26 protein-coding genes are annotated in these 16,547 nt (G+C 33.9%); 1 reads left to right on the top strand and 25 read right to left on the bottom strand.

Annotated elements, in window-relative coordinates; all coding sequences use genetic code 11:
• The 23 genes from BN2390_RS05880 to BN2390_RS05775 all read right to left on the bottom strand — a co-directional run bounded on the left by BN2390_RS05880 (position 1) and on the right by BN2390_RS05775 (position 15,443).
• Entirely contained in the window at positions 1-345 is a 345-nt protein-coding gene (locus tag BN2390_RS05880) for a DUF6711 family protein (RefSeq protein ID WP_053983432.1), read from the bottom strand.
• Complete coding sequence (locus tag BN2390_RS05875; protein WP_053983431.1) at positions 342-3,131, bottom strand: phage tail protein; 2,790 nt, start codon at positions 3,129-3,131, stop codon at positions 342-344. The genes BN2390_RS05880 and BN2390_RS05875 overlap by 4 nt, the downstream gene beginning before the upstream one ends.
• Before the next feature lie 12 nt (positions 3,132-3,143).
• Positions 3,144-3,407 carry a hypothetical protein gene (locus BN2390_RS05870; RefSeq protein ID WP_053983430.1) on the bottom strand — a complete coding sequence of 88 codons (264 nt, stop codon included), beginning with the start codon at positions 3,405-3,407 and terminating at the stop codon, positions 3,144-3,146.
• A gap of 98 nt (positions 3,408-3,505) precedes the next feature.
• Positions 3,506-3,838 (bottom strand): DUF6096 family protein, encoded by a 333-nt coding sequence (locus BN2390_RS05865; RefSeq protein WP_053983429.1) that lies wholly within the window; start codon positions 3,836-3,838, stop codon positions 3,506-3,508.
• Positions 3,839-3,889: 51 nt separating this feature from the next.
• Positions 3,890-4,309, bottom strand: a complete 420-nt coding sequence (locus tag BN2390_RS05860) for a phage tail tube protein (protein WP_053983428.1) — start codon at positions 4,307-4,309, stop codon at positions 3,890-3,892.
• Positions 4,310-4,323: 14 nt separating this feature from the next.
• Positions 4,324-4,671 (bottom strand): hypothetical protein, encoded by a 348-nt coding sequence (locus tag BN2390_RS05855; RefSeq protein WP_082238624.1) that lies wholly within the window; start codon positions 4,669-4,671, stop codon positions 4,324-4,326.
• A complete protein-coding gene (locus tag BN2390_RS05850) occupies positions 4,668-5,165 on the bottom strand; it encodes an HK97-gp10 family putative phage morphogenesis protein (RefSeq protein ID WP_053983427.1) in 498 nt (165 codons plus the stop codon). Before BN2390_RS05850 ends, BN2390_RS05855 begins: the two co-directional genes overlap by 4 nt.
• A complete protein-coding gene (locus tag BN2390_RS05845) occupies positions 5,165-5,470 on the bottom strand; it encodes a hypothetical protein (RefSeq protein WP_053983426.1) in 306 nt (101 codons plus the stop codon). Before BN2390_RS05845 ends, BN2390_RS05850 begins: the two co-directional genes overlap by 1 nt.
• The gene (locus BN2390_RS05840) at positions 5,467-5,781 is read right to left on the bottom strand and encodes a phage head-tail connector protein (protein ID WP_053983425.1); all 315 of its coding nucleotides are present in this window, start codon (positions 5,779-5,781) and stop codon (positions 5,467-5,469) included. Before BN2390_RS05840 ends, BN2390_RS05845 begins: the two co-directional genes overlap by 4 nt.
• Positions 5,782-5,821: 40 nt before the next feature.
• Positions 5,822-6,841 carry a major capsid protein gene (locus tag BN2390_RS05835; protein ID WP_053983424.1) on the bottom strand — a complete coding sequence of 340 codons (1,020 nt, stop codon included), beginning with the start codon at positions 6,839-6,841 and terminating at the stop codon, positions 5,822-5,824.
• A 12-nt stretch (positions 6,842-6,853) separates the two neighbouring features.
• A complete protein-coding gene (locus BN2390_RS05830) occupies positions 6,854-7,225 on the bottom strand; it encodes a hypothetical protein (RefSeq protein WP_053983423.1) in 372 nt (123 codons plus the stop codon).
• 16 nt (positions 7,226-7,241) lie between these two features.
• A complete protein-coding gene (locus BN2390_RS05825) occupies positions 7,242-7,823 on the bottom strand; it encodes a phage scaffolding protein (protein ID WP_053983422.1) in 582 nt (193 codons plus the stop codon).
• A gap of 170 nt (positions 7,824-7,993) precedes the next feature.
• Complete coding sequence (locus tag BN2390_RS05820; RefSeq protein ID WP_053983421.1) at positions 7,994-8,290, bottom strand: hypothetical protein; 297 nt, start codon at positions 8,288-8,290, stop codon at positions 7,994-7,996.
• A 100-nt stretch (positions 8,291-8,390) separates the two neighbouring features.
• Positions 8,391-8,585, bottom strand: a complete 195-nt coding sequence (locus tag BN2390_RS05815; protein WP_053983420.1) for a hypothetical protein — start codon at positions 8,583-8,585, stop codon at positions 8,391-8,393.
• 1 nt (position 8,586) lies between these two features.
• A complete protein-coding gene (locus tag BN2390_RS05810; RefSeq protein ID WP_053983419.1) occupies positions 8,587-9,633 on the bottom strand; it encodes a minor capsid protein in 1,047 nt (348 codons plus the stop codon).
• A complete protein-coding gene (locus BN2390_RS05805) occupies positions 9,614-11,026 on the bottom strand; it encodes a phage portal protein (protein WP_053983418.1) in 1,413 nt (470 codons plus the stop codon). Before BN2390_RS05805 ends, BN2390_RS05810 begins: the two co-directional genes overlap by 20 nt.
• 1 nt (position 11,027) lies before the next feature.
• Positions 11,028-12,434, bottom strand: coding sequence for a phage terminase large subunit (gene terL / locus BN2390_RS05800; protein WP_053983417.1), 1,407 nt, complete (start codon positions 12,432-12,434; stop codon positions 11,028-11,030).
• On the bottom strand, positions 12,427-13,008 hold the full coding sequence (locus BN2390_RS05795) for a terminase small subunit (RefSeq protein WP_082238622.1): 582 nt from the start codon (positions 13,006-13,008) through the stop codon (positions 12,427-12,429). The genes terL and BN2390_RS05795 overlap by 8 nt, the downstream gene beginning before the upstream one ends.
• A 58-nt stretch (positions 13,009-13,066) precedes the next feature.
• Positions 13,067-13,759: a hypothetical protein gene (locus BN2390_RS05790; RefSeq protein WP_053983415.1), complete on the bottom strand. Its 693-nt coding sequence runs from the start codon at positions 13,757-13,759 to the stop codon at positions 13,067-13,069.
• Positions 13,756-13,941: a hypothetical protein gene (locus BN2390_RS05785; RefSeq protein WP_053983414.1), complete on the bottom strand. Its 186-nt coding sequence runs from the start codon at positions 13,939-13,941 to the stop codon at positions 13,756-13,758. Before BN2390_RS05785 ends, BN2390_RS05790 begins: the two co-directional genes overlap by 4 nt.
• A 339-nt stretch (positions 13,942-14,280) precedes the next feature.
• Positions 14,281-14,811 carry a sigma factor-like helix-turn-helix DNA-binding protein gene (locus BN2390_RS05780; protein WP_053983413.1) on the bottom strand — a complete coding sequence of 177 codons (531 nt, stop codon included), beginning with the start codon at positions 14,809-14,811 and terminating at the stop codon, positions 14,281-14,283.
• A 229-nt stretch (positions 14,812-15,040) separates the two neighbouring features.
• On the bottom strand, positions 15,041-15,193 hold the full coding sequence (locus BN2390_RS21615) for a hypothetical protein (RefSeq protein ID WP_154668782.1): 153 nt from the start codon (positions 15,191-15,193) through the stop codon (positions 15,041-15,043).
• 49 nt (positions 15,194-15,242) lie between these two features.
• Positions 15,243-15,443, bottom strand: coding sequence for a hypothetical protein (locus BN2390_RS05775; RefSeq protein WP_053983412.1), 201 nt, complete (start codon positions 15,441-15,443; stop codon positions 15,243-15,245).
• A 98-nt stretch (positions 15,444-15,541) separates the two neighbouring features.
• On the opposite strand from BN2390_RS05775, the gene BN2390_RS05770 reads away from it, so the two are divergent.
• Positions 15,542-16,162 (top strand): hypothetical protein, encoded by a 621-nt coding sequence (locus BN2390_RS05770; protein ID WP_053983411.1) that lies wholly within the window; start codon positions 15,542-15,544, stop codon positions 16,160-16,162.
• Here the strand turns inward: BN2390_RS05770 and BN2390_RS21610 are convergent.
• The gene (locus BN2390_RS21610; RefSeq protein ID WP_154668781.1) at positions 16,113-16,271 is read right to left on the bottom strand and encodes a hypothetical protein; all 159 of its coding nucleotides are present in this window, start codon (positions 16,269-16,271) and stop codon (positions 16,113-16,115) included. The genes BN2390_RS05770 and BN2390_RS21610 overlap by 50 nt on opposite strands.
• Before the next feature lie 27 nt (positions 16,272-16,298).
• Entirely contained in the window at positions 16,299-16,532 is a 234-nt protein-coding gene (locus tag BN2390_RS05765) for a hypothetical protein (RefSeq protein ID WP_053983410.1), read from the bottom strand.
• Positions 16,533-16,547: the final 15 nt, after the last annotated feature.

The raw sequence follows: 16,547 nt of genomic DNA, 5'->3' as shown, positions 1-16,547 counted from the left end.
TTACACCTCGATTAAGTTAACTTTAAAATCTTTCCACCTTGCCTGACCATCTAAATAGTCAAGCAACGGTGCAGATCTATCTCCCTTGTAAAAGGTCCTAGTTAGTTTAGAGCCTGTTGGAGAGACAAAAGTAACTTCAAATGTCACACGTGCTTCTAATGCATCTAGTATTTTTGTAATCTGAGTTTGTGTAAGCAAACTCCATGTAAGTTCTAACTTATACTTTGTATTAATTAAATCAATTTGCATATTACCTTTTGCATTACGTTCTGACTTTGTAATATCCATAATATTTACCATATAACTACTAGGTGTTTGAACATCTACGCCATTGATACGTATCATCCTAATTTCACCCCTGTTCGTTTAATCTCTTTTTGTAATGCAGGTATTATAACTCTGGCAAATGCACGATCATTAAGCTCTAATACAACTTCTGTAGGACCTCCTGTATTTGAATTACTTGCTCGATTCCATACTTGCATGCTAACTAACACTGCATTCCCTAAAGCAGAAGCAAGCTTGTCTACAAAAGATGTATTTTCAAGTGGAACAATCATTTCCTTCCCTGCTTCTCCTGCAATGTAATTCCCCATAAATGTAGCTCCATCTACAATTCCACCTCTTGCAAGTCTTGGTATATTTGGTATTTCAAAACCTATCGTTGCTCCACCCATTATTTCAGGCAAAGTAAATCTAAGCTTTGAATTTATGCCATTTATAAAATTATTCATTTTATCTATAATCCAATTTATTGCATTTCTTGTACCATTTTTTATAGAAGTCCACATATTTTCCCATGAATTACTTAATCCATTACATACTAAATCCCAACTTGTTTTAAATGTGTTCTTAACCCAGTCCAAGCCTTTTTGTAATGGTTCCTTAATGATAGTCTCAAAACTTGATGTAATTGCATCAAAAATCGCTTTAATACCATTCCAAGCTTTTTCCCAATCTCCACTAAATACACCTGATATAAAATCAATAAGTCCGCTAAAGGCATCTAGCAAATTACCTGTCTGCTCTACAATAGCTGTTACGATTATTAAAAATATACTTCCTATAGCTTCAAAACAAGCAGAAACTCCTGGTCCCATAATCTCAATAACCCAAGATACAAATGGAGCTAAGCAATTATTCCATAGTTCACTTACGGCCAGTACTAGTTTTCCTAAAACATCAATAGCTTTATCAATTACTGGTTGTAATGTATCACTATAGAATTCACTCCACTTTTTAGCTAGTTTATCTATCGTTGGAGCAATATGAGTATTATATGCATCTAACAAAGATGAAACGATCTTGCTAAATCCTTCTTTAATGTTATTAAATGTCGGCTGTATGTACTTATTGTATGAATCCAGTATACTTTTAAAGGTATTAGTAACTAAATTCTTTATATCACCTGTGATCGTTTCTATAGGTTTGAGCGTATTCTCTATGGCAACTTTAAATTTATCCTTATTTTCAATAATAGGTCCTGTGATTGTATCTAATAAATCTCTACCAAACTTTAATGACAACTCTGTAGCACCTAAAAATCCATTAGAGAACATTCCGATAATATTAGCAGTTATCTGCTGTCCTGTTTCACCACCAAATACGCTAAATATATCTGCAAATGTAGTTACCCATTCTCCCCATATTGTAGCTATCTCAGAACTTGTATCAAATATTCCTATCAATCTATCTTTAATAAACTGCCCATTTTGTTCTAGATATTTTGTTACACCACCTAATAGATTTGTTGCAATAGTTATTCCAACACTGCCCCATGAACCCGCTGTTTGTCCTGCTGATAACGCTAAAGATTCAACCATATTTCTAAATGATTGTTTGATATCATCATCAAATATATCTTGTAACGCAGATTTGATACGTGGGATTAAAGCCAATAATTCCTCTAAACGTTCTTTATAATCTCCACCTATTCCAATTTCAAACCCATCTTTAAGGAGCCCTTTAATTTTATCTATCTCTACTTTTAACCTATCTGCAAAAGTAGCAGCAGCCTGTTCTAAAGGACTTACATCAGGCTTTGTAATGGTATCCATGATATTGCCAGAGTTTTCATTAGATTCACCATTGGATTGATTTAAGTTATTTACTTCATCAAATCCCATAAGGGCCTTTTGAGCCTTTTTACCTGCTTCTTCTGCTTCATCTCCTGCTTTTGAAGCCTCTTCTCCCATACTGGTAAAATCTTGACTTGTATTTGCACCTGGACCTGAATTAAAGTTGGTACCAAATAAAGCATTCATGAATGCTGCCAACTTACTTGTAACCATCTCTAAAGCATTCGCCATTGTATTAAGAATAGGAACTACTACATTCAATATAGGCATAAATGCTTGACCAATATTAAGTGCGATATTCTTAAGAGTAGCAGTTAACTGCATTAACTGATAGTTCATATTGTGTTGGATACTATCGCCGAATTGACTAGAAGTTTGTTCAAGAATAGATAGTACCCTTATCTGTTGCTGTTCTTGGAATGTAAGCTTATCCCATGTACGACCGTTTGCTATTTGTTTAAAGGCATTAGTAGTCTTAAGCATCGCCACTTGAGCGTAAATACCTAAATCTTCAATAGCCTCTGTATTACCTAAAATACCACTTCTGATACGTTCACTTACGTCCGCTACAGTTCTTCCTGTATTACTGGCAATAATAGTAGTGGCTTTCATTAGATCCGTAGTATACTGAGTCATTTTAGCCCCGTCTTTTTCAAATGCTCTTACTAAATTGCCATATATGGATGCATATTTCATAGCATCAGCACGTGCCATACCGAATGTTTTAGCATTCTTTTGTACCCAGTTATCCAATGCTCCACTGTACATACCAAACATGCGATTCACTTGTTGTACACTAGCTTCATACGTTCTCGCTAAATTAAAGCTATCTTTAAGCGTTTTACCAATACCTAATGCTATAAGTGCTGTCTTTAACTTCCCAAAACTCTTACCTACATTTGATGTAGTTTTATCTACACTTTTTTGTAGTCCACTCATAGATTTATTAGTCGCACTTTCTAAACCCTTCAGCTGTGTACTGACTTTTTTTAGTTCATTTTGTAGTGGTTTGGTTGTTGCACTAATTACAACTTGTAATTCCTCTAGTGTCATATTCTCACCTCCTTAATGTTTTTTCTTCCACGCTTCAACGTAAGACATTAATCTAGCCTTCATTACTTCACTATCTTGCTGAACTACCTTTGGTGGTTCAAATAATCCAGGGAATATTTCATGTATCTGTGGAAATTCTCCACCACCAAATGCATTCCCTACACCTATAGTTACAATTCTTCCTGTTTGATAGGCTAGTATAGCGTTATACTTCATTTCTTCTAACTTGTTATCGTTAAATGCCTCAACTACATCTATAATCTCTCCAAACGTCATATCCCAAAATTCATATGGTTTAATTCCACTTCGTATAGATACCTTGTATATATTGTCAAATACTTCTTCTAATGTTTTCGGCGGCTCTTGTCCGCCATCTATTCCCCCTGTTCTTCATCTTTAGGAAGAAATCCAGCTACCTTAAATACATCCACGAGAATTGGAATTAGATCTACTAACGAATTACCATCTTCTATATATTCATCATACAAATCATAGACCTTATTAAGCGTATATCCATGTTCCAACTTCTGTAGTGATGCATGAAGTGTGGCAATTGCAAACTCTACAGTTGGTAGTTTACCTTGAGCACACTTCATAAGTTCATTTAAAGGATTTGTACCTACAACCCTTTCGAGCGCTACTGTATTTTTTGCATCAAGTCTTAACTTAAGTTCTTTATCTCCTACATTAAAAACTACATAATTCATATCTTTAACATCCTTTCTATAAATAAAATAAAAAAGCTAGGATTTATATTCCTAGCTCGCTGTTCCAAATTCTGGTTCTGATTGTATACTCATGCTAATAGAGAATGTTAATGCTCCATTGACTGCTGCACTTCCTAATTTAACACTAGGGATAGCATCAAAAGTTACTGTCATATTGTCTGGGAATGTAACCTTAAAAGATTTCTTTTCCTTAATAGCATTTAATGTTTTAAAAGTTTCAGTATCATATAAAAATTTAAAAGTTAAGTCTCCTAAATCCTTAACTCCTGGTACTGATGTTTTTACTTTATCTGAAAGTGTAGTTGTATCTATTTTTTCTGGATCACCACCGATTTCCGGTACTTCTAACAATCCTGGAATCTCTGTATGTGGTCCACTACTTGTTGCACCATAGCCAATTTTCGTACCTGTTGCAGCCATGCCACCAAAAAATTGTAAGTCTAACTTCATAGTATTGCTCCTTTCTATTGATAAACTAATTCAGTTTGTGTATCTATAGTTCCTTTAAATTTCATATGTTTACGCCTAAACTTCTCATCATCCATATCTACACACGATGTTCTTCTTAAACCTAATTCAGATAGTTTTTCATCAACTTCATTAGCAAGCTTACTCGTGCTTGTAGTATTGAATATGTCTATACTGTAAACAACATCTTGGAATCTGTTGTATGGATCTGTTGGTTTATTATCCATTTCCTTATACACAATGCAAGGAATAGATTTTAATCCATTTTTAATTGAACCGGATACATTTACATTTTGTATCGTATCTAATTTTCTAGCTACTTGAGACTTCGCATCGTAAATCATTTACTTAGCCTCCTTATTTCTTTCTTTAGATTATCTACTATAAGCTCTTGTATATTGTCTTTATTTTGATTTAATGCCGGCCATAAAAAAGGCTGTGCTTCTTGTCCTACCCAATCCTCCCTATAACTAGCACCTGGATACTTAGGAGGACTCGGTGAAGCTTCTCCTTTTTTACCTGTTCCACATTCTACATATGGAGCATATTCAACGTTCGTCCCAACTATAGCCGTATGATTTTGACCTAAGTTTGAAAGTCCTCCTACAAACTCATTTCCATCATTATCTTTATAGCTATATTTATCCATAGAGCCGCCTAATTTAGTATGTATGCTATTCTTTAATCTTCCTGTATCAACTGTGCATAAATCTTTTGCATCGCCTTCTACAAGCTTTCCAGCTTTCATAATAGCTTTATCTAGTACCCTGTCAGCCGAACCACCTAATTGTGATATTTTCATTAACAATTGATCAATTCCATTAATATTAGCCCCCACTAAATCACCGCTTTCATATCAAATGACCAGTGTTTCCATTTTGATATTGGCTGAATTGCGTAGTGCACACCTTCGTATTCAATATAAAGGTCTTCTTGCACAAGTAGATTAGGATGCATAATAACTGAAAGATATTTGGTGATCTCAGAACCATATAATTGAGCCTTAGTAACTCCCTTACATGGCTGTATATTTGCCTGTATGATACTTATTTGTTCATACCCAACTAATACATCATTTAATTCATCATCCTTCTCATACGCCCCTTTTTTTAGCTTATATGGCTTAAGTCCTAATAACCTCATCTAAACCTCACCTTCCTATATCGGTTAAGTCTAGCCTTAATTTCTTTTGGAATACCTTCTACTACTTGCACTGAAATTCCACCTTGATTTTGAGAAGATACACCCTCTAATCCAATACGATTGTAAGAGATTAATGCCAATTCCCTTTGTAGTGGTTCCATAGCAGGTAACATATCACTTCTGTTTGTATAGTCTAAAATAGCCTGCTCAGCATCTTCTAAAAGCTGTGTCAAAAGCTTATCTTGACTGTTATTTACTACTTCAGGTATTCTTGCCTTCAATTTATTCAATTGACTAAAGCTTGTTGACATATTATCACCTCATAAATAAAGAGGTAGCATGTGCCACCTCTTAGCTAATAGTTGCAATATAAATTTGGTTTGCAGCTGGGAATGAAGGCATTGCTGTAGCAACTGCTTTAATCCATTCTGCAACTGGATCATTTGTTGTGTAATGTTGAGTGAGGATATTACCAAACATTTCAATATCAACACCTGGTGTATTTCTAAGTCTAACTTCTTCAGCTGTTAAACCATAGAATGTATCACCAAGTTTACCTTCTGGCATAAGTACAAAAGCATCTTCTTTGAAGTAACGTTTTGTAGTATATTTACCATTTTCCCCTTGTACACGGAACATACCATCATATGTAGCAATTTTAGGAAGACCTTGTGATACAAGTAATTGATTAAGGTCATTTAAGTTTGCAACCTTGTCTGCATTTACGCCATACATTGCCTTACGGATTCTGTCATCCTTAAGAATCCCATTTAAGATTTTTTGTGAAGTAAGTACTCTTGTAGGTCTGAAACCACTTCCGGTTACAACTGCATTAACCATATCTGTAATATCTTCTAAGATTCTTGGTGTAGCGCTTAACCATGTTTTAGAAGTTTTTTGACCACCAGGAACCCCAAAGTCAATTGTTCCTTTTACACCGTTCTCATTTAACACAATTTTACCAGTGCCGAGTGCTTCCATACGAAGTGCTTCCACTCTTGCACGTACACCGTTTACAAGACCATCTACATCATTAAAGATACGAGCAATTACTTGTCTTTCTTCACTGTTACTACGAGGTGCATTAAGTACAATAAGCTCTTTTTCTGAAATCTTTTGTTTACGTTTAATAAGTGCAAGATCTTGAATTGCTGCATTAATTCCTTCTCTTGAAGCAATCTCTGTTTCAGTATCAAATGAATGTACTGAAGCTGCTACTGGAAGATTATTAGCACCTTTTAACATTTCAATTTCTAAAGCATCAATCTTTTGTTCTGGGAACAGTACCTCTCCCATTAATGGCGGAAATTGTCTTGTTTGTGTATAATCAACTAATTCTCTTAACGCTAATAGTTCTTCAATTCTTGGCATATTATTTGCCTCCTATCTTAATGTAATTTTAGGGCATTTAGCCGCTAATGATGTTTTAATTGCTTCTTCAAGTGTTCCACTATTATCAATAGCCTGTTTTAATCTAGCTTCTCTAACATAACCTTCAGCCATCAGTGCACCAGGTTGTGGGCCATATGTAACATCAACCGTAGCAAATAAGATTCCTGCTACTGCTTTAGATGATACAGTTGACGCTGTAGCAGCTTTACCATCTACATCAATAACAGTTCCTGCTAATACATATTTACGACCATGTTCGTCTGCTACAACACCTGTGTCACTAATAGTTGTGGTGAAGTTAATATAATGCTGACTTGCTAAAAACTCTGGTGAATTTTCCATGTTAATTTCTTTGTAATACATTTAAATTGCTCCCTTCTTAGTCCCATGCATTTGCATAAGGATTGTTTTGTGATTTATTTTGTTCTGCCCCACTGTTTCTTTGTGAAGCAACTTGTGCAGCATAACCTTTTGTATCAGGATCACCACCACTTGCTGGATTGTACTGTGTATGAGTACCACCTGTTTTAATTAAGAATGATTTTTCTTTAGCCCATGTATCGGTTTGTTCTTTAAGTCCTGTAAACTGACCATTTTCATACTTAACTTTATCCATATCTAGTTCTGCTCTAGCTGCTTTGGTACTATGCACATTAAGCTTGATAAGTTCGTTTTCAAGTGCTAGCTCAAATTCTTTCTTTTGACTATCAGCTTTCATATTTTCAATAGTCTGTTCATACTCCGTAACCTTTGTTTGAAGTTCTTGATTACTTGTATTACTAGCCTTTAACTCCGTAATAGTGGTGTTAGCTGTTGCAAGTTGTGTTTCTAGATCTGCTTTAACTCCTTTAATAGATTCAAGCTCTCCTTTGACTTTGTTAACATCTTTACCATTCTCGTCCATAATTTTGTCAATGATGCTAACTTCAAGTCCTAGATCTTTTAACCATTCTCTTTTCATATTCTTTATCCTCCTACGGTTTTTTACGTGTACCCACACACGGGGTGATTTAGGTCTTTTTACGTCATACCCACGACATATAAAAACACTTGGTTAAAAGCGTCTTTATGCTACTGGCCTTTTATTGTCTTACCAAGGACATATAAAAAGCGCCCTGTTAAGAGTGCTAATTATTCAATCCTATCAATTCCATATTCAACTGCACACTCGTGCTCAATCCTACAACCTCTAGTCTCTTTCCATCCTGGAGCAAAATAAGCGATATCCGCGGTAGCTAATAATTCTAATGATTTTCCTAGAAACCATAACGGTTTTGCATCTACTGGTGCATTTTGAAAGAATGAATCTATTACCTCAACTTCCTCACCAGTAATATCCTTTGCTACATTGATAGCAGTTTGTCTTTCTATTAAAATCTCTTCATCTGTTTTACCTCTCATAGGCTGACTAATAAATAATTTTTTCATTTTTAATTATCCTTTCCTATTTTTTAATAATAAAAGCACTAGCTGAACCTACTCTCTGCCACCTCCTAGTAACAGCTCATTCGGTTAAAATTCACTAGTGCTAATTATCATTTTTATTTAATTGATACGATACATAGTCTGCACGACTGCTAGTATGTTGAGGATTTACTGGAATAGGTAGAGACATACTTTTCCGTTGTAGTTCTATAAACCTTTCTAACTTTCCTAAAGCAACATCTAACTCTGTGGTATCTACCTCTAGTTTAATCTTAATACTATCTGGTATAGCTGCCATATTAACTTGCCTCCTTAACGAATGTATTCTTCCATTCCTTATAGTCCAGATTACTTACTAAGTAAGTCCTTCCTGTCTCTGAATCACGTGCTCTACGCTTAATATGGTTCATGTATTTCTCACCTAAGTAAGCTCTCGTAGTTGATCTACACCATGTATGAAGTGGAGGAAGGTTTTTACCTGCCATTGCTTTATGTACTTCATAGACTTTTCTATCATGCTTTTGACATTGCTTAGAAGTTCTATTATCTAGTGTAGCAACAAATATGTACTTTTCTATCTCACATTCTCTATAACTCTCCATGGCACCTTGGTTAGAGAAGAAAGTGCATTCTGTTCTGATAAGGCGCTCTGCTGCATATTTCTCATACCGTGTTAACCCTTGAATTTCTTTAACCATTTTAGGAATACTTTTACCACTTATAAAACCGCTTGTAAGAGTCTCTCCTATAGCATCTATAGTATGCTGTGAATTACCCCATACACGCTGGCTATAAATTTTTCCACTCCAATTAGTATTCAATATCGCATTAACTGTTTCAGTTGGTATGTGTGCAACATTAAACCCTATATCAATGCCTTTTTGGAGATTGTATGCTGTCATGTAGTAACTTTCTTCAATAGTATTAATATATGATGCTCTACTAATTGAAAGTTGTTTGTCAGCTGCTTTGCTATAGTGTACTTTTATAGCTTGTTTTAGAGCCTCTATACGAGTTATACGTGCCTTATATGCATTAGCATTAAGTTGTGCTAAGAGTGACTTCTTAAGTTCATCATTAGCTATTTGGCTAATCTCTTTTCTAAGATGTTCTATCTCCCTAATGCTTATCTTAGAATTCAATAACTTATTAGCTTCTGAACGTGTAAGGTGATGATTATTTGCATATACTTGAAATATCTTATTGATATCCTTTTGTAGGTCTTTCAAAGCTTTATCATAGTATTTGTTGATTTCTAATATATTAGGTGTAGTTTGATGATGTATGTTTGAAAGTAATTGATTAGATCGTTCAATCCAATATTGATTAGTCCTCTTCTTGGCCATCTATACCATTCCCTTGTTTAAATGTATACGAACCAAATGATTTCTGCTCATACTCAAGCTTTTTCTTTCTATCATCATCCATTTGTTTTAACTCTACTTCAGTATCAGTAGTCCATGGATGATTAGCTACTATAGTTTTATCAGAAACAACATCTTTACTCTGACTTGCTATTTCAGCTGTTTCAACATCATTTGTAATCATGTTACGAGTCCATGTTTGTGTAAGCTTTTTAATCTGCTTTCCTTTATGCTTGGCAATCATTCTGACCAATCTACCAAACCCTATTCTGAATTCTGTTTCTGTAATACCAGCCTTTAATTCAAGCAAGCTATATACAAACTTTAAAGCTACACCAGAGATGTTACCAAACTCCTGTCTCTCTGGATCAATGCCTTGACCTTGTACAAAGATAGACTTTCTTGTAATTTCAAGTAGCTTATTTCTAGCCTCTACTGGAATATCAATAGTCATAGGATTAAGACCAGACTTATCATCAGGACCATCATTCTGCAGGTCAACCGTTTTGTATCTCTTGAGACTTCCTAAGAATTCATCTAGATCAGCACCACCATAATTAGTAAGTACAAATATGACCTCTTGTATATCCTCAATATCATTTACATATCCTGAAAATACTTTGTCGTATACATCAATAAGTTTTTTTACGTTATCTAGGTTAGATACTTTAAAACTATTGTTTGGAAATTCAATAAATGGTACTTCTCCGAAGTTATGAGTATATACATTGGTCTGCTCTTCATCTCCAGTATCTAGATTCTTTTTATTGAAAGAATTTAGTACTTTTACACTACTTGCGTTACCATCTTTTGAACTAAATCTATAACATTCTTTATCAGTCCAATACTCATAAACTGTACATTTTTCACCTTTATCATCTAATGACTTGTAAGTTCTGAGTACAGCTATTAGCCTCTTCTTAAGGTCATTTGAATATACAGCTACAACTTGCTTCGGATCTACATTTGCATATTGGAAATTATTATTATCATCTACCCAAATATGAAGCCACGCTTTACCGCAGTTATCAGCATTTACACAAAGCGTATTGCATTCTTTTGGGTATTCATCACCTAATACTTCAACTATAGATTCGTTAAGTTCTTTATCTCCAGTATCAAAAATAGGTGGGTATGTAAACATGTATGAAGCCTTTTGATTAACTAGAAGTCCATGCCAATTGTGAGGAATTCTATTATCTGCTACTCTAAGTGGATTATCACTTGTACTCTGAACTTCATTTGAAGGACTTTTTTTCTCTAGTATGTCATTTTTACCCTCATAATATTTTTCAGCTTTCTTTGACTTCTCAATGAACTTATTGTGATCACTCGAATAATTTTCTATGAGTTTTTTAATAGTCTTTAAATCCATATTACCTGCCTCCTTTCGGCTTAAGCACTCTCATCCCTAATTTAGAAGTACATTTCTCTGCCACGCCTGTCGTTGCATCTGGTGCATCATCGTGTTTGTTTTTACCTTCTCTTTGGTATGAAACCATGGCCTTATAATATTCTGGCCATCTATCACGCCAATTCTCCGGATAATAAATATGGTCCATAACCCATGTACTATTGCTTAATATCCTAGCAACTTTATTTTTGGATTGATGGAACCATCTTATTTTTGTTCTATTTGATTTGTATGTTTCCTTAAGTATTCGCTCTACTGATCTAGCGAAACCTCTACCACCATTATTGCTTTCTATATCTGCTACATTTACATTGTTTTCATATAGTCGTTTAGCAGTTTCAATCTCTGTAACTTCCATAGCTTCTTTTGTGTAGTAGATATCAAGGATATACGCTTCTTGATTATATACTCCATAAATAATACAGCACAGGTTATCTGCTCCCGTATCCGCCGTATCCGTGTAGGCACATATCTTTTCAAATTGTTCATAAGGAGCTTGCATATATGTCTTAAAACTAGAATATAAGCATCCTTTCAAGTCGATAGGTATCTGTTGATAATTCGAACTAGCAATATCTTCTCCCATTGCTGTTACTTTCATAGCATATGATTTTTTACTAAGTACCTCTTCACACAACATGGTACCGTCATCTTGCATAGCCTTCATACTAATATGTTTTACTTTAATACCTTGCTCTTCAAAATGACTCAATGCTCTACCTGCTAAATCACCGCTTGCCCACCTTGTCATAATGATAATAATCTTACCACCTTCTTCAAGTCGGCTTAGCATTGTATTAGTGAACCAATCCCAATGCTTTTCTAACACTGCTTCATTATAAGCTTCTTCTGCATTTTTAATTAAGTCATCTATAATTAGCAGTGAAGCACCAAACCCTGTTGCAGTTCCTGTTGGTGAAGTAGCCAAGTAGTTATTGTACCCACCTTCTAAAGACCAAAGATTCATAGCACCATCTCCACGTTTTATTTTTGTAAGTGGAAATATGTCAGAATAAACTGGCTTGTATTTATCAGCCTTTTCTTCTTGAATGGCATTTCTTACATTCTTAGAAAACATAGTTGATAATGTTTCGTTATATGATCCTGTCATTATTTTTGCATTACGATTATTACCAAGTAACCACTCTACAAATAAACCTGCTGTTCTTGACTTTCCATGACGAGGTGGCATATTTACAATTAACACTTCATCATCACTATAGTAAAAGTCTTGTAAATCGTTACAGAACTCTACTAAATACCTTCTGCTAAACTTATAAAAGTCAGGTGCCATTAAGTTGCAATATCTAAAAAAGTCACTCTTCGCTAGTTCTATTCTTGCTCCTAGCTTTATAACTTTATCATCCATCATCATCACCAGCTAATGCTATTAATTGCGCTTTTGTAAGTCCTTCATATGGGTTATTAATATTTCCATTTACCTCAACCTTATCCTTGAATATTCCAAGGTGCCTTCCGAGTAATTCTAATGCTCGTACCTTATCACAAGTAGCAACTTCTATCCCATTCTTACCCATCTTAATACCTGAAATAGCCTTTTTCTTATCCTCTGGAAGCTTATCAGTAAGTTCCATTTCAACCGTCTTGTAGTAAATTGGCTGTTCTGTCTCTGGATCTAATATATTACTACCATCTTCTCTAGTTAAAGGCTTCTCTACTACCTTGGCAAAGTCTGCACCATTCGCAAATGCTATTTGTGCCAGTTCTGCTAATACTTTGTCTTGCGTAATCTCTGTACGCTTCTCCCTGTCTCTCATCCTCTTATCTAAATATTCCTTAATGTTAGCATTTGTTAGCAATTTGCTACTACTTGCTCTAGCTGCATCATCACTCTTAACATTCCTATAAACTGCTTTATATGCTCTAGTGGCATTAAGATCAATTAAGTACTCATCCACAAAAGCTTTTTGTTTATTTGTCACTAATACCACTCCCTTAAATATAAAAAGAGCCCTATTGGCTCTCTCAATTTATATAATATTATTTATTATCTATCGTCTCTGCATGTTCCTTTTTAGGATAGCAAACTTCAATTTTTTTGATTTCACTATATTTAAAAATAATGCTTCGTGTATTATAATTAAAAAAGCTTTCAGCATCTTCTTCCTCAAGCATTCCACTCTCATCTAATTTTATAACGGAATATTTTCTTAACACAATTACTTGTTCTTCATCAGGTTGCATTCGATGCAAATATAGATATCCTTGATATGCAACTTTACTATCTTTTAAATACACCGTTAGATAGGTATCTCCATCTTCTTTTATATCTGATATTACATTGCCGTGTGTAGATATATTTACTTTTAATTTTTTAAGTATAGCTTTTAGTAAATTACTTTTTTGAAAATAATATGCTATCAATGCAATAATAATAGCTAATATTATTATTTCAATATTGAATAAAATTTCTTTCAACAATATAAATTTCCTCAAAAATTCCAGTACTTTTTCAAATTGTTGCATAATTATTATTATCAATTGATTAATCGTGTTAATACCTAACACAATTAATGAACTAATCGTAATATATTTAAATATATCATATTTGCAAATTTTATCATCTTTACAAGTAAACATACGATATAGTTGTAGTACAATAAAGCCTGGATAAACATAGATAATAATCATCGGCAATTCATTTATTAGCCGAATAATATCATCAACTTTCATTTTCTTACTCCTCGTTGTGGTTTAATCTCCCCTACATTCGTCAATTCTGCTGTCGCCTTTGGTTGAGCGGATTCTGTAAGAATTTTCAACGGATCCTTTACAGTTTTACTACTAAATTTTCGTACTTCATATTGAGCTTCTTGCTGCTTTCCATGAACATTCTTATTATTATTTGTACTCATTATTACCCCTCACTTCTTCATATTATAACAATATTCTACAACAATTTAGTATTGTAGTCTATAATTAAATATAACCATGTTTTTATTAAGCAATATAATACAAATAGCTGTATCGTACTATAAACTATGATTTTATAGCCAACTTCCCAATCTTATACCATTAAGCTCACAGCTCATAAAAAGGTGTAACCAATAGAACGGTTACACCTCTTCAACTGCACGACGATTTCAGAGTGAGTTCAAAACGTAATGTAATATAGAGTGCGCATACACAATATGATTAACTTCACATCTTGACAATACTATTGTAAACCCTAGTATAAGGATATGTCGAGGTCATTACTTGGACAATTTAACACCGTCTATACCAAACATAAGAGGTGCTACATCTTTTATCCCCTCTTCTATATATCGTCTAACAGTTCTCTCATCGACTTCTAATTCTTTAGCTATTTCTGATTGAGTACAACCTTCAAGGTATGCCATTTTAAGTGTTATAGCTCTATTGATATTAGTCTTATTATTTGATGAATAAACGTAAAATTCTAATACATTTGTAATGTAGTTTAGCATCATTGCCGTTCTTTCTTTAGTTTTAAGGATACTCTTAATATACATTTCATCATGATCTTGCTCATAATCTTCTCCAAGTATCTCAATAAGATCATTATTGATAAGGTTCTGTGCTGTGAACTCTGCTTGATCTGCATGCATCTTAAACTTCTTATAGTTCTTAAGTAATAGCTTTGTATTATGCAATTTCTTGGTATACCTTTTTTCTTCTCTAGCTTCTGGTGTAAGTTCTTGCTTTATCGTAGCTATAATTCTTTCTTCCATAGCCTTAAGTTCTTTTTGTAATCCTTCACTCATATGTATCCCTCCGTTGTGCATCAGGTAGCAGCAGTTTTGCACTACTACTTTCCTTTCTATTTCTATTTACTTTCTATTTACTTTACTTTAGGGATAAATGTCAGCATTAAGCCTAGTTTTGTATGTATTATGTAAGGAAAACCCTAGTTAATGTCAACATTAACCCCTATTATGTATGCATTAATAATTTATTTACAATTAGCTTGTATTTTGTTCGTAATTTAAAAGCCTATTTTTTATTAAATGCTCCACCAACTAGTCCAATCATTGCCATTAATATGTAATAATGACTTGTTGTTAATTCTATATTCATAAAAGGTTGGATTACTTCTAGCATCATAATATCCACATCAAACCATGTTAAAATCCACGCTACTAGCAATCCTCCTACAAATCCATCTAATATAAATTACACCTCCCAAAAACATTTTTTATTGGTTTATTGCTTGCTCATAACCTTTACATTCTCCACTTATCAGATTACATCTATCTTCTCTACAACATTCGCATTCCCTACACATCCCATCTGCATGGTTTTCTGCATTATGATAACATGTAGTACATAAACAGTCGTTACATGGTCCTTTTTTTTCTGCATTTGGTGAATATATATCACAAAATGGTGCCCACATCTTTATCCCTCCAAAAACTAATTTTATTTGCTTGTCTGAGTAAATTATTTTATACTTAAATTCACTATTCAAATTTATTATGAAAGGTGTGTTATAACTTGGGAAATACTTTTGAACTTTTATGTATAGGGATAACAGCCCTAACAGCTATATTAGCCTTAATACAAAGCTCATTAGCACTCTACAAATCAAATGCCCCCATAACTGTGAATCTAATTGATCAGCCATTTACTCAGGTAGGTATGATTGGTTATTATGATGATGCAGACTCTTTTGTCCCTATATTTGTATCTGATAATGATAAAGATCTAAATATGGAAATGTGCTTCATGTCTCTTCGTATCATTAACCCCAAATCATACCCAATTACCTTATTTAACTTTTATGTATCAGATGAAAATAAAAGAATCATCCCATATTTTAATCGTTTACAGGCCTCATTTCTTCCTAAGGATTTAAAGCTAATCGCTAAATGTCTTGATTACTCTATGGGTATTACTCTCCCTTATAGTCACTACATTACTATCGAACCTGGTTCTTTCTCTCATGTAGATATAATAGTAGCCGCTAAAGAATTACAATCATGTAAAAGACTATATCTTACTTTTAGAGATAGCTCTAAAACATTCTTAAAAAGAAAAAATAAAAGAATTTTAGGCGGTACATATCTTAATCATCGTCTTCATTCTTATAAATTTCGTTTGGATGCCAAACAGTAGTCCCTGCTGGCATCCTTTGTTGTTTTAAAATGTACTCCGTCTCTTTATTATTAAATAGCTGGGCTTGTTCCACATTTACGTTATTCATATCAAACTTACTTTCTATCATATCTAATGCACCTTCCAAAAAACTATTTTATTTCCTCACGATACCTATGTTTAAATCAAAAGGTATATTGTTGTTACCCATGTACATATACTTTCCAAAGGTGTACATCAAGTCATGTAATTGAGTAGTATAATATCCATCTTCATCTTCTTTGATTGATACACCCTTTAGTCCTATTTCTTTATGCCTAAAATTAAGCACCTCTCTACCAAACTCTGTTAGCTTTACCTTTACTTCATCGTTCATGTTAACTTCTATCATGCCGACACCTTTTCC

Source organism: Niameybacter massiliensis, from assembly GCF_001282685.1.
Taxonomy (GTDB): domain Bacteria; phylum Bacillota; class Clostridia; order Lachnospirales; family Cellulosilyticaceae; genus Holtiella; species Holtiella tumoricola.
This window is presented reverse-complemented; position numbering and strand designations above follow the sequence as displayed.

Coding starts and splice junctions, on each gene's coding strand:
- BN2390_RS05880 (WP_053983432.1), bottom strand. CDS start 345: ATGATACGTATCAATGGCGTAGATGTTCAAACACCTAGTAGTTATATG.
- BN2390_RS05875 (WP_053983431.1), bottom strand. CDS start 3,131: ATGACACTAGAGGAATTACAAGTTGTAATTAGTGCAACAACCAAACCA.
- BN2390_RS05870 (WP_053983430.1), bottom strand. CDS start 3,407: ATGACGTTTGGAGAGATTATAGATGTAGTTGAGGCATTTAACGATAAC.
- BN2390_RS05865 (WP_053983429.1), bottom strand. CDS start 3,838: ATGAATTATGTAGTTTTTAATGTAGGAGATAAAGAACTTAAGTTAAGA.
- BN2390_RS05860 (WP_053983428.1), bottom strand. CDS start 4,309: ATGAAGTTAGACTTACAATTTTTTGGTGGCATGGCTGCAACAGGTACG.
- BN2390_RS05855 (WP_082238624.1), bottom strand. CDS start 4,671: ATGATTTACGATGCGAAGTCTCAAGTAGCTAGAAAATTAGATACGATA.
- BN2390_RS05845 (WP_053983426.1), bottom strand. CDS start 5,470: ATGAGGTTATTAGGACTTAAGCCATATAAGCTAAAAAAAGGGGCGTAT.
- BN2390_RS05840 (WP_053983425.1), bottom strand. CDS start 5,781: ATGTCAACAAGCTTTAGTCAATTGAATAAATTGAAGGCAAGAATACCT.
- BN2390_RS05835 (WP_053983424.1), bottom strand. CDS start 6,841: ATGCCAAGAATTGAAGAACTATTAGCGTTAAGAGAATTAGTTGATTAT.
- BN2390_RS05830 (WP_053983423.1), bottom strand. CDS start 7,225: ATGTATTACAAAGAAATTAACATGGAAAATTCACCAGAGTTTTTAGCA.
- BN2390_RS05825 (WP_053983422.1), bottom strand. CDS start 7,823: ATGAAAAGAGAATGGTTAAAAGATCTAGGACTTGAAGTTAGCATCATT.
- BN2390_RS05820 (WP_053983421.1), bottom strand. CDS start 8,290: ATGAAAAAATTATTTATTAGTCAGCCTATGAGAGGTAAAACAGATGAA.
- BN2390_RS05815 (WP_053983420.1), bottom strand. CDS start 8,585: ATGGCAGCTATACCAGATAGTATTAAGATTAAACTAGAGGTAGATACC.
- BN2390_RS05810 (WP_053983419.1), bottom strand. CDS start 9,633: ATGGCCAAGAAGAGGACTAATCAATATTGGATTGAACGATCTAATCAA.
- BN2390_RS05805 (WP_053983418.1), bottom strand. CDS start 11,026: ATGGATTTAAAGACTATTAAAAAACTCATAGAAAATTATTCGAGTGAT.
- terL (WP_053983417.1), bottom strand. CDS start 12,434: ATGGATGATAAAGTTATAAAGCTAGGAGCAAGAATAGAACTAGCGAAG.
- BN2390_RS05790 (WP_053983415.1), bottom strand. CDS start 13,759: ATGAAAGTTGATGATATTATTCGGCTAATAAATGAATTGCCGATGATT.
- BN2390_RS05785 (WP_053983414.1), bottom strand. CDS start 13,941: ATGAGTACAAATAATAATAAGAATGTTCATGGAAAGCAGCAAGAAGCT.
- BN2390_RS05780 (WP_053983413.1), bottom strand. CDS start 14,811: ATGAGTGAAGGATTACAAAAAGAACTTAAGGCTATGGAAGAAAGAATT.
- BN2390_RS05775 (WP_053983412.1), bottom strand. CDS start 15,443: ATGTGGGCACCATTTTGTGATATATATTCACCAAATGCAGAAAAAAAA.
- BN2390_RS21610 (WP_154668781.1), bottom strand. CDS start 16,271: ATGATAGAAAGTAAGTTTGATATGAATAACGTAAATGTGGAACAAGCC.
- BN2390_RS05765 (WP_053983410.1), bottom strand. CDS start 16,532: ATGATAGAAGTTAACATGAACGATGAAGTAAAGGTAAAGCTAACAGAG.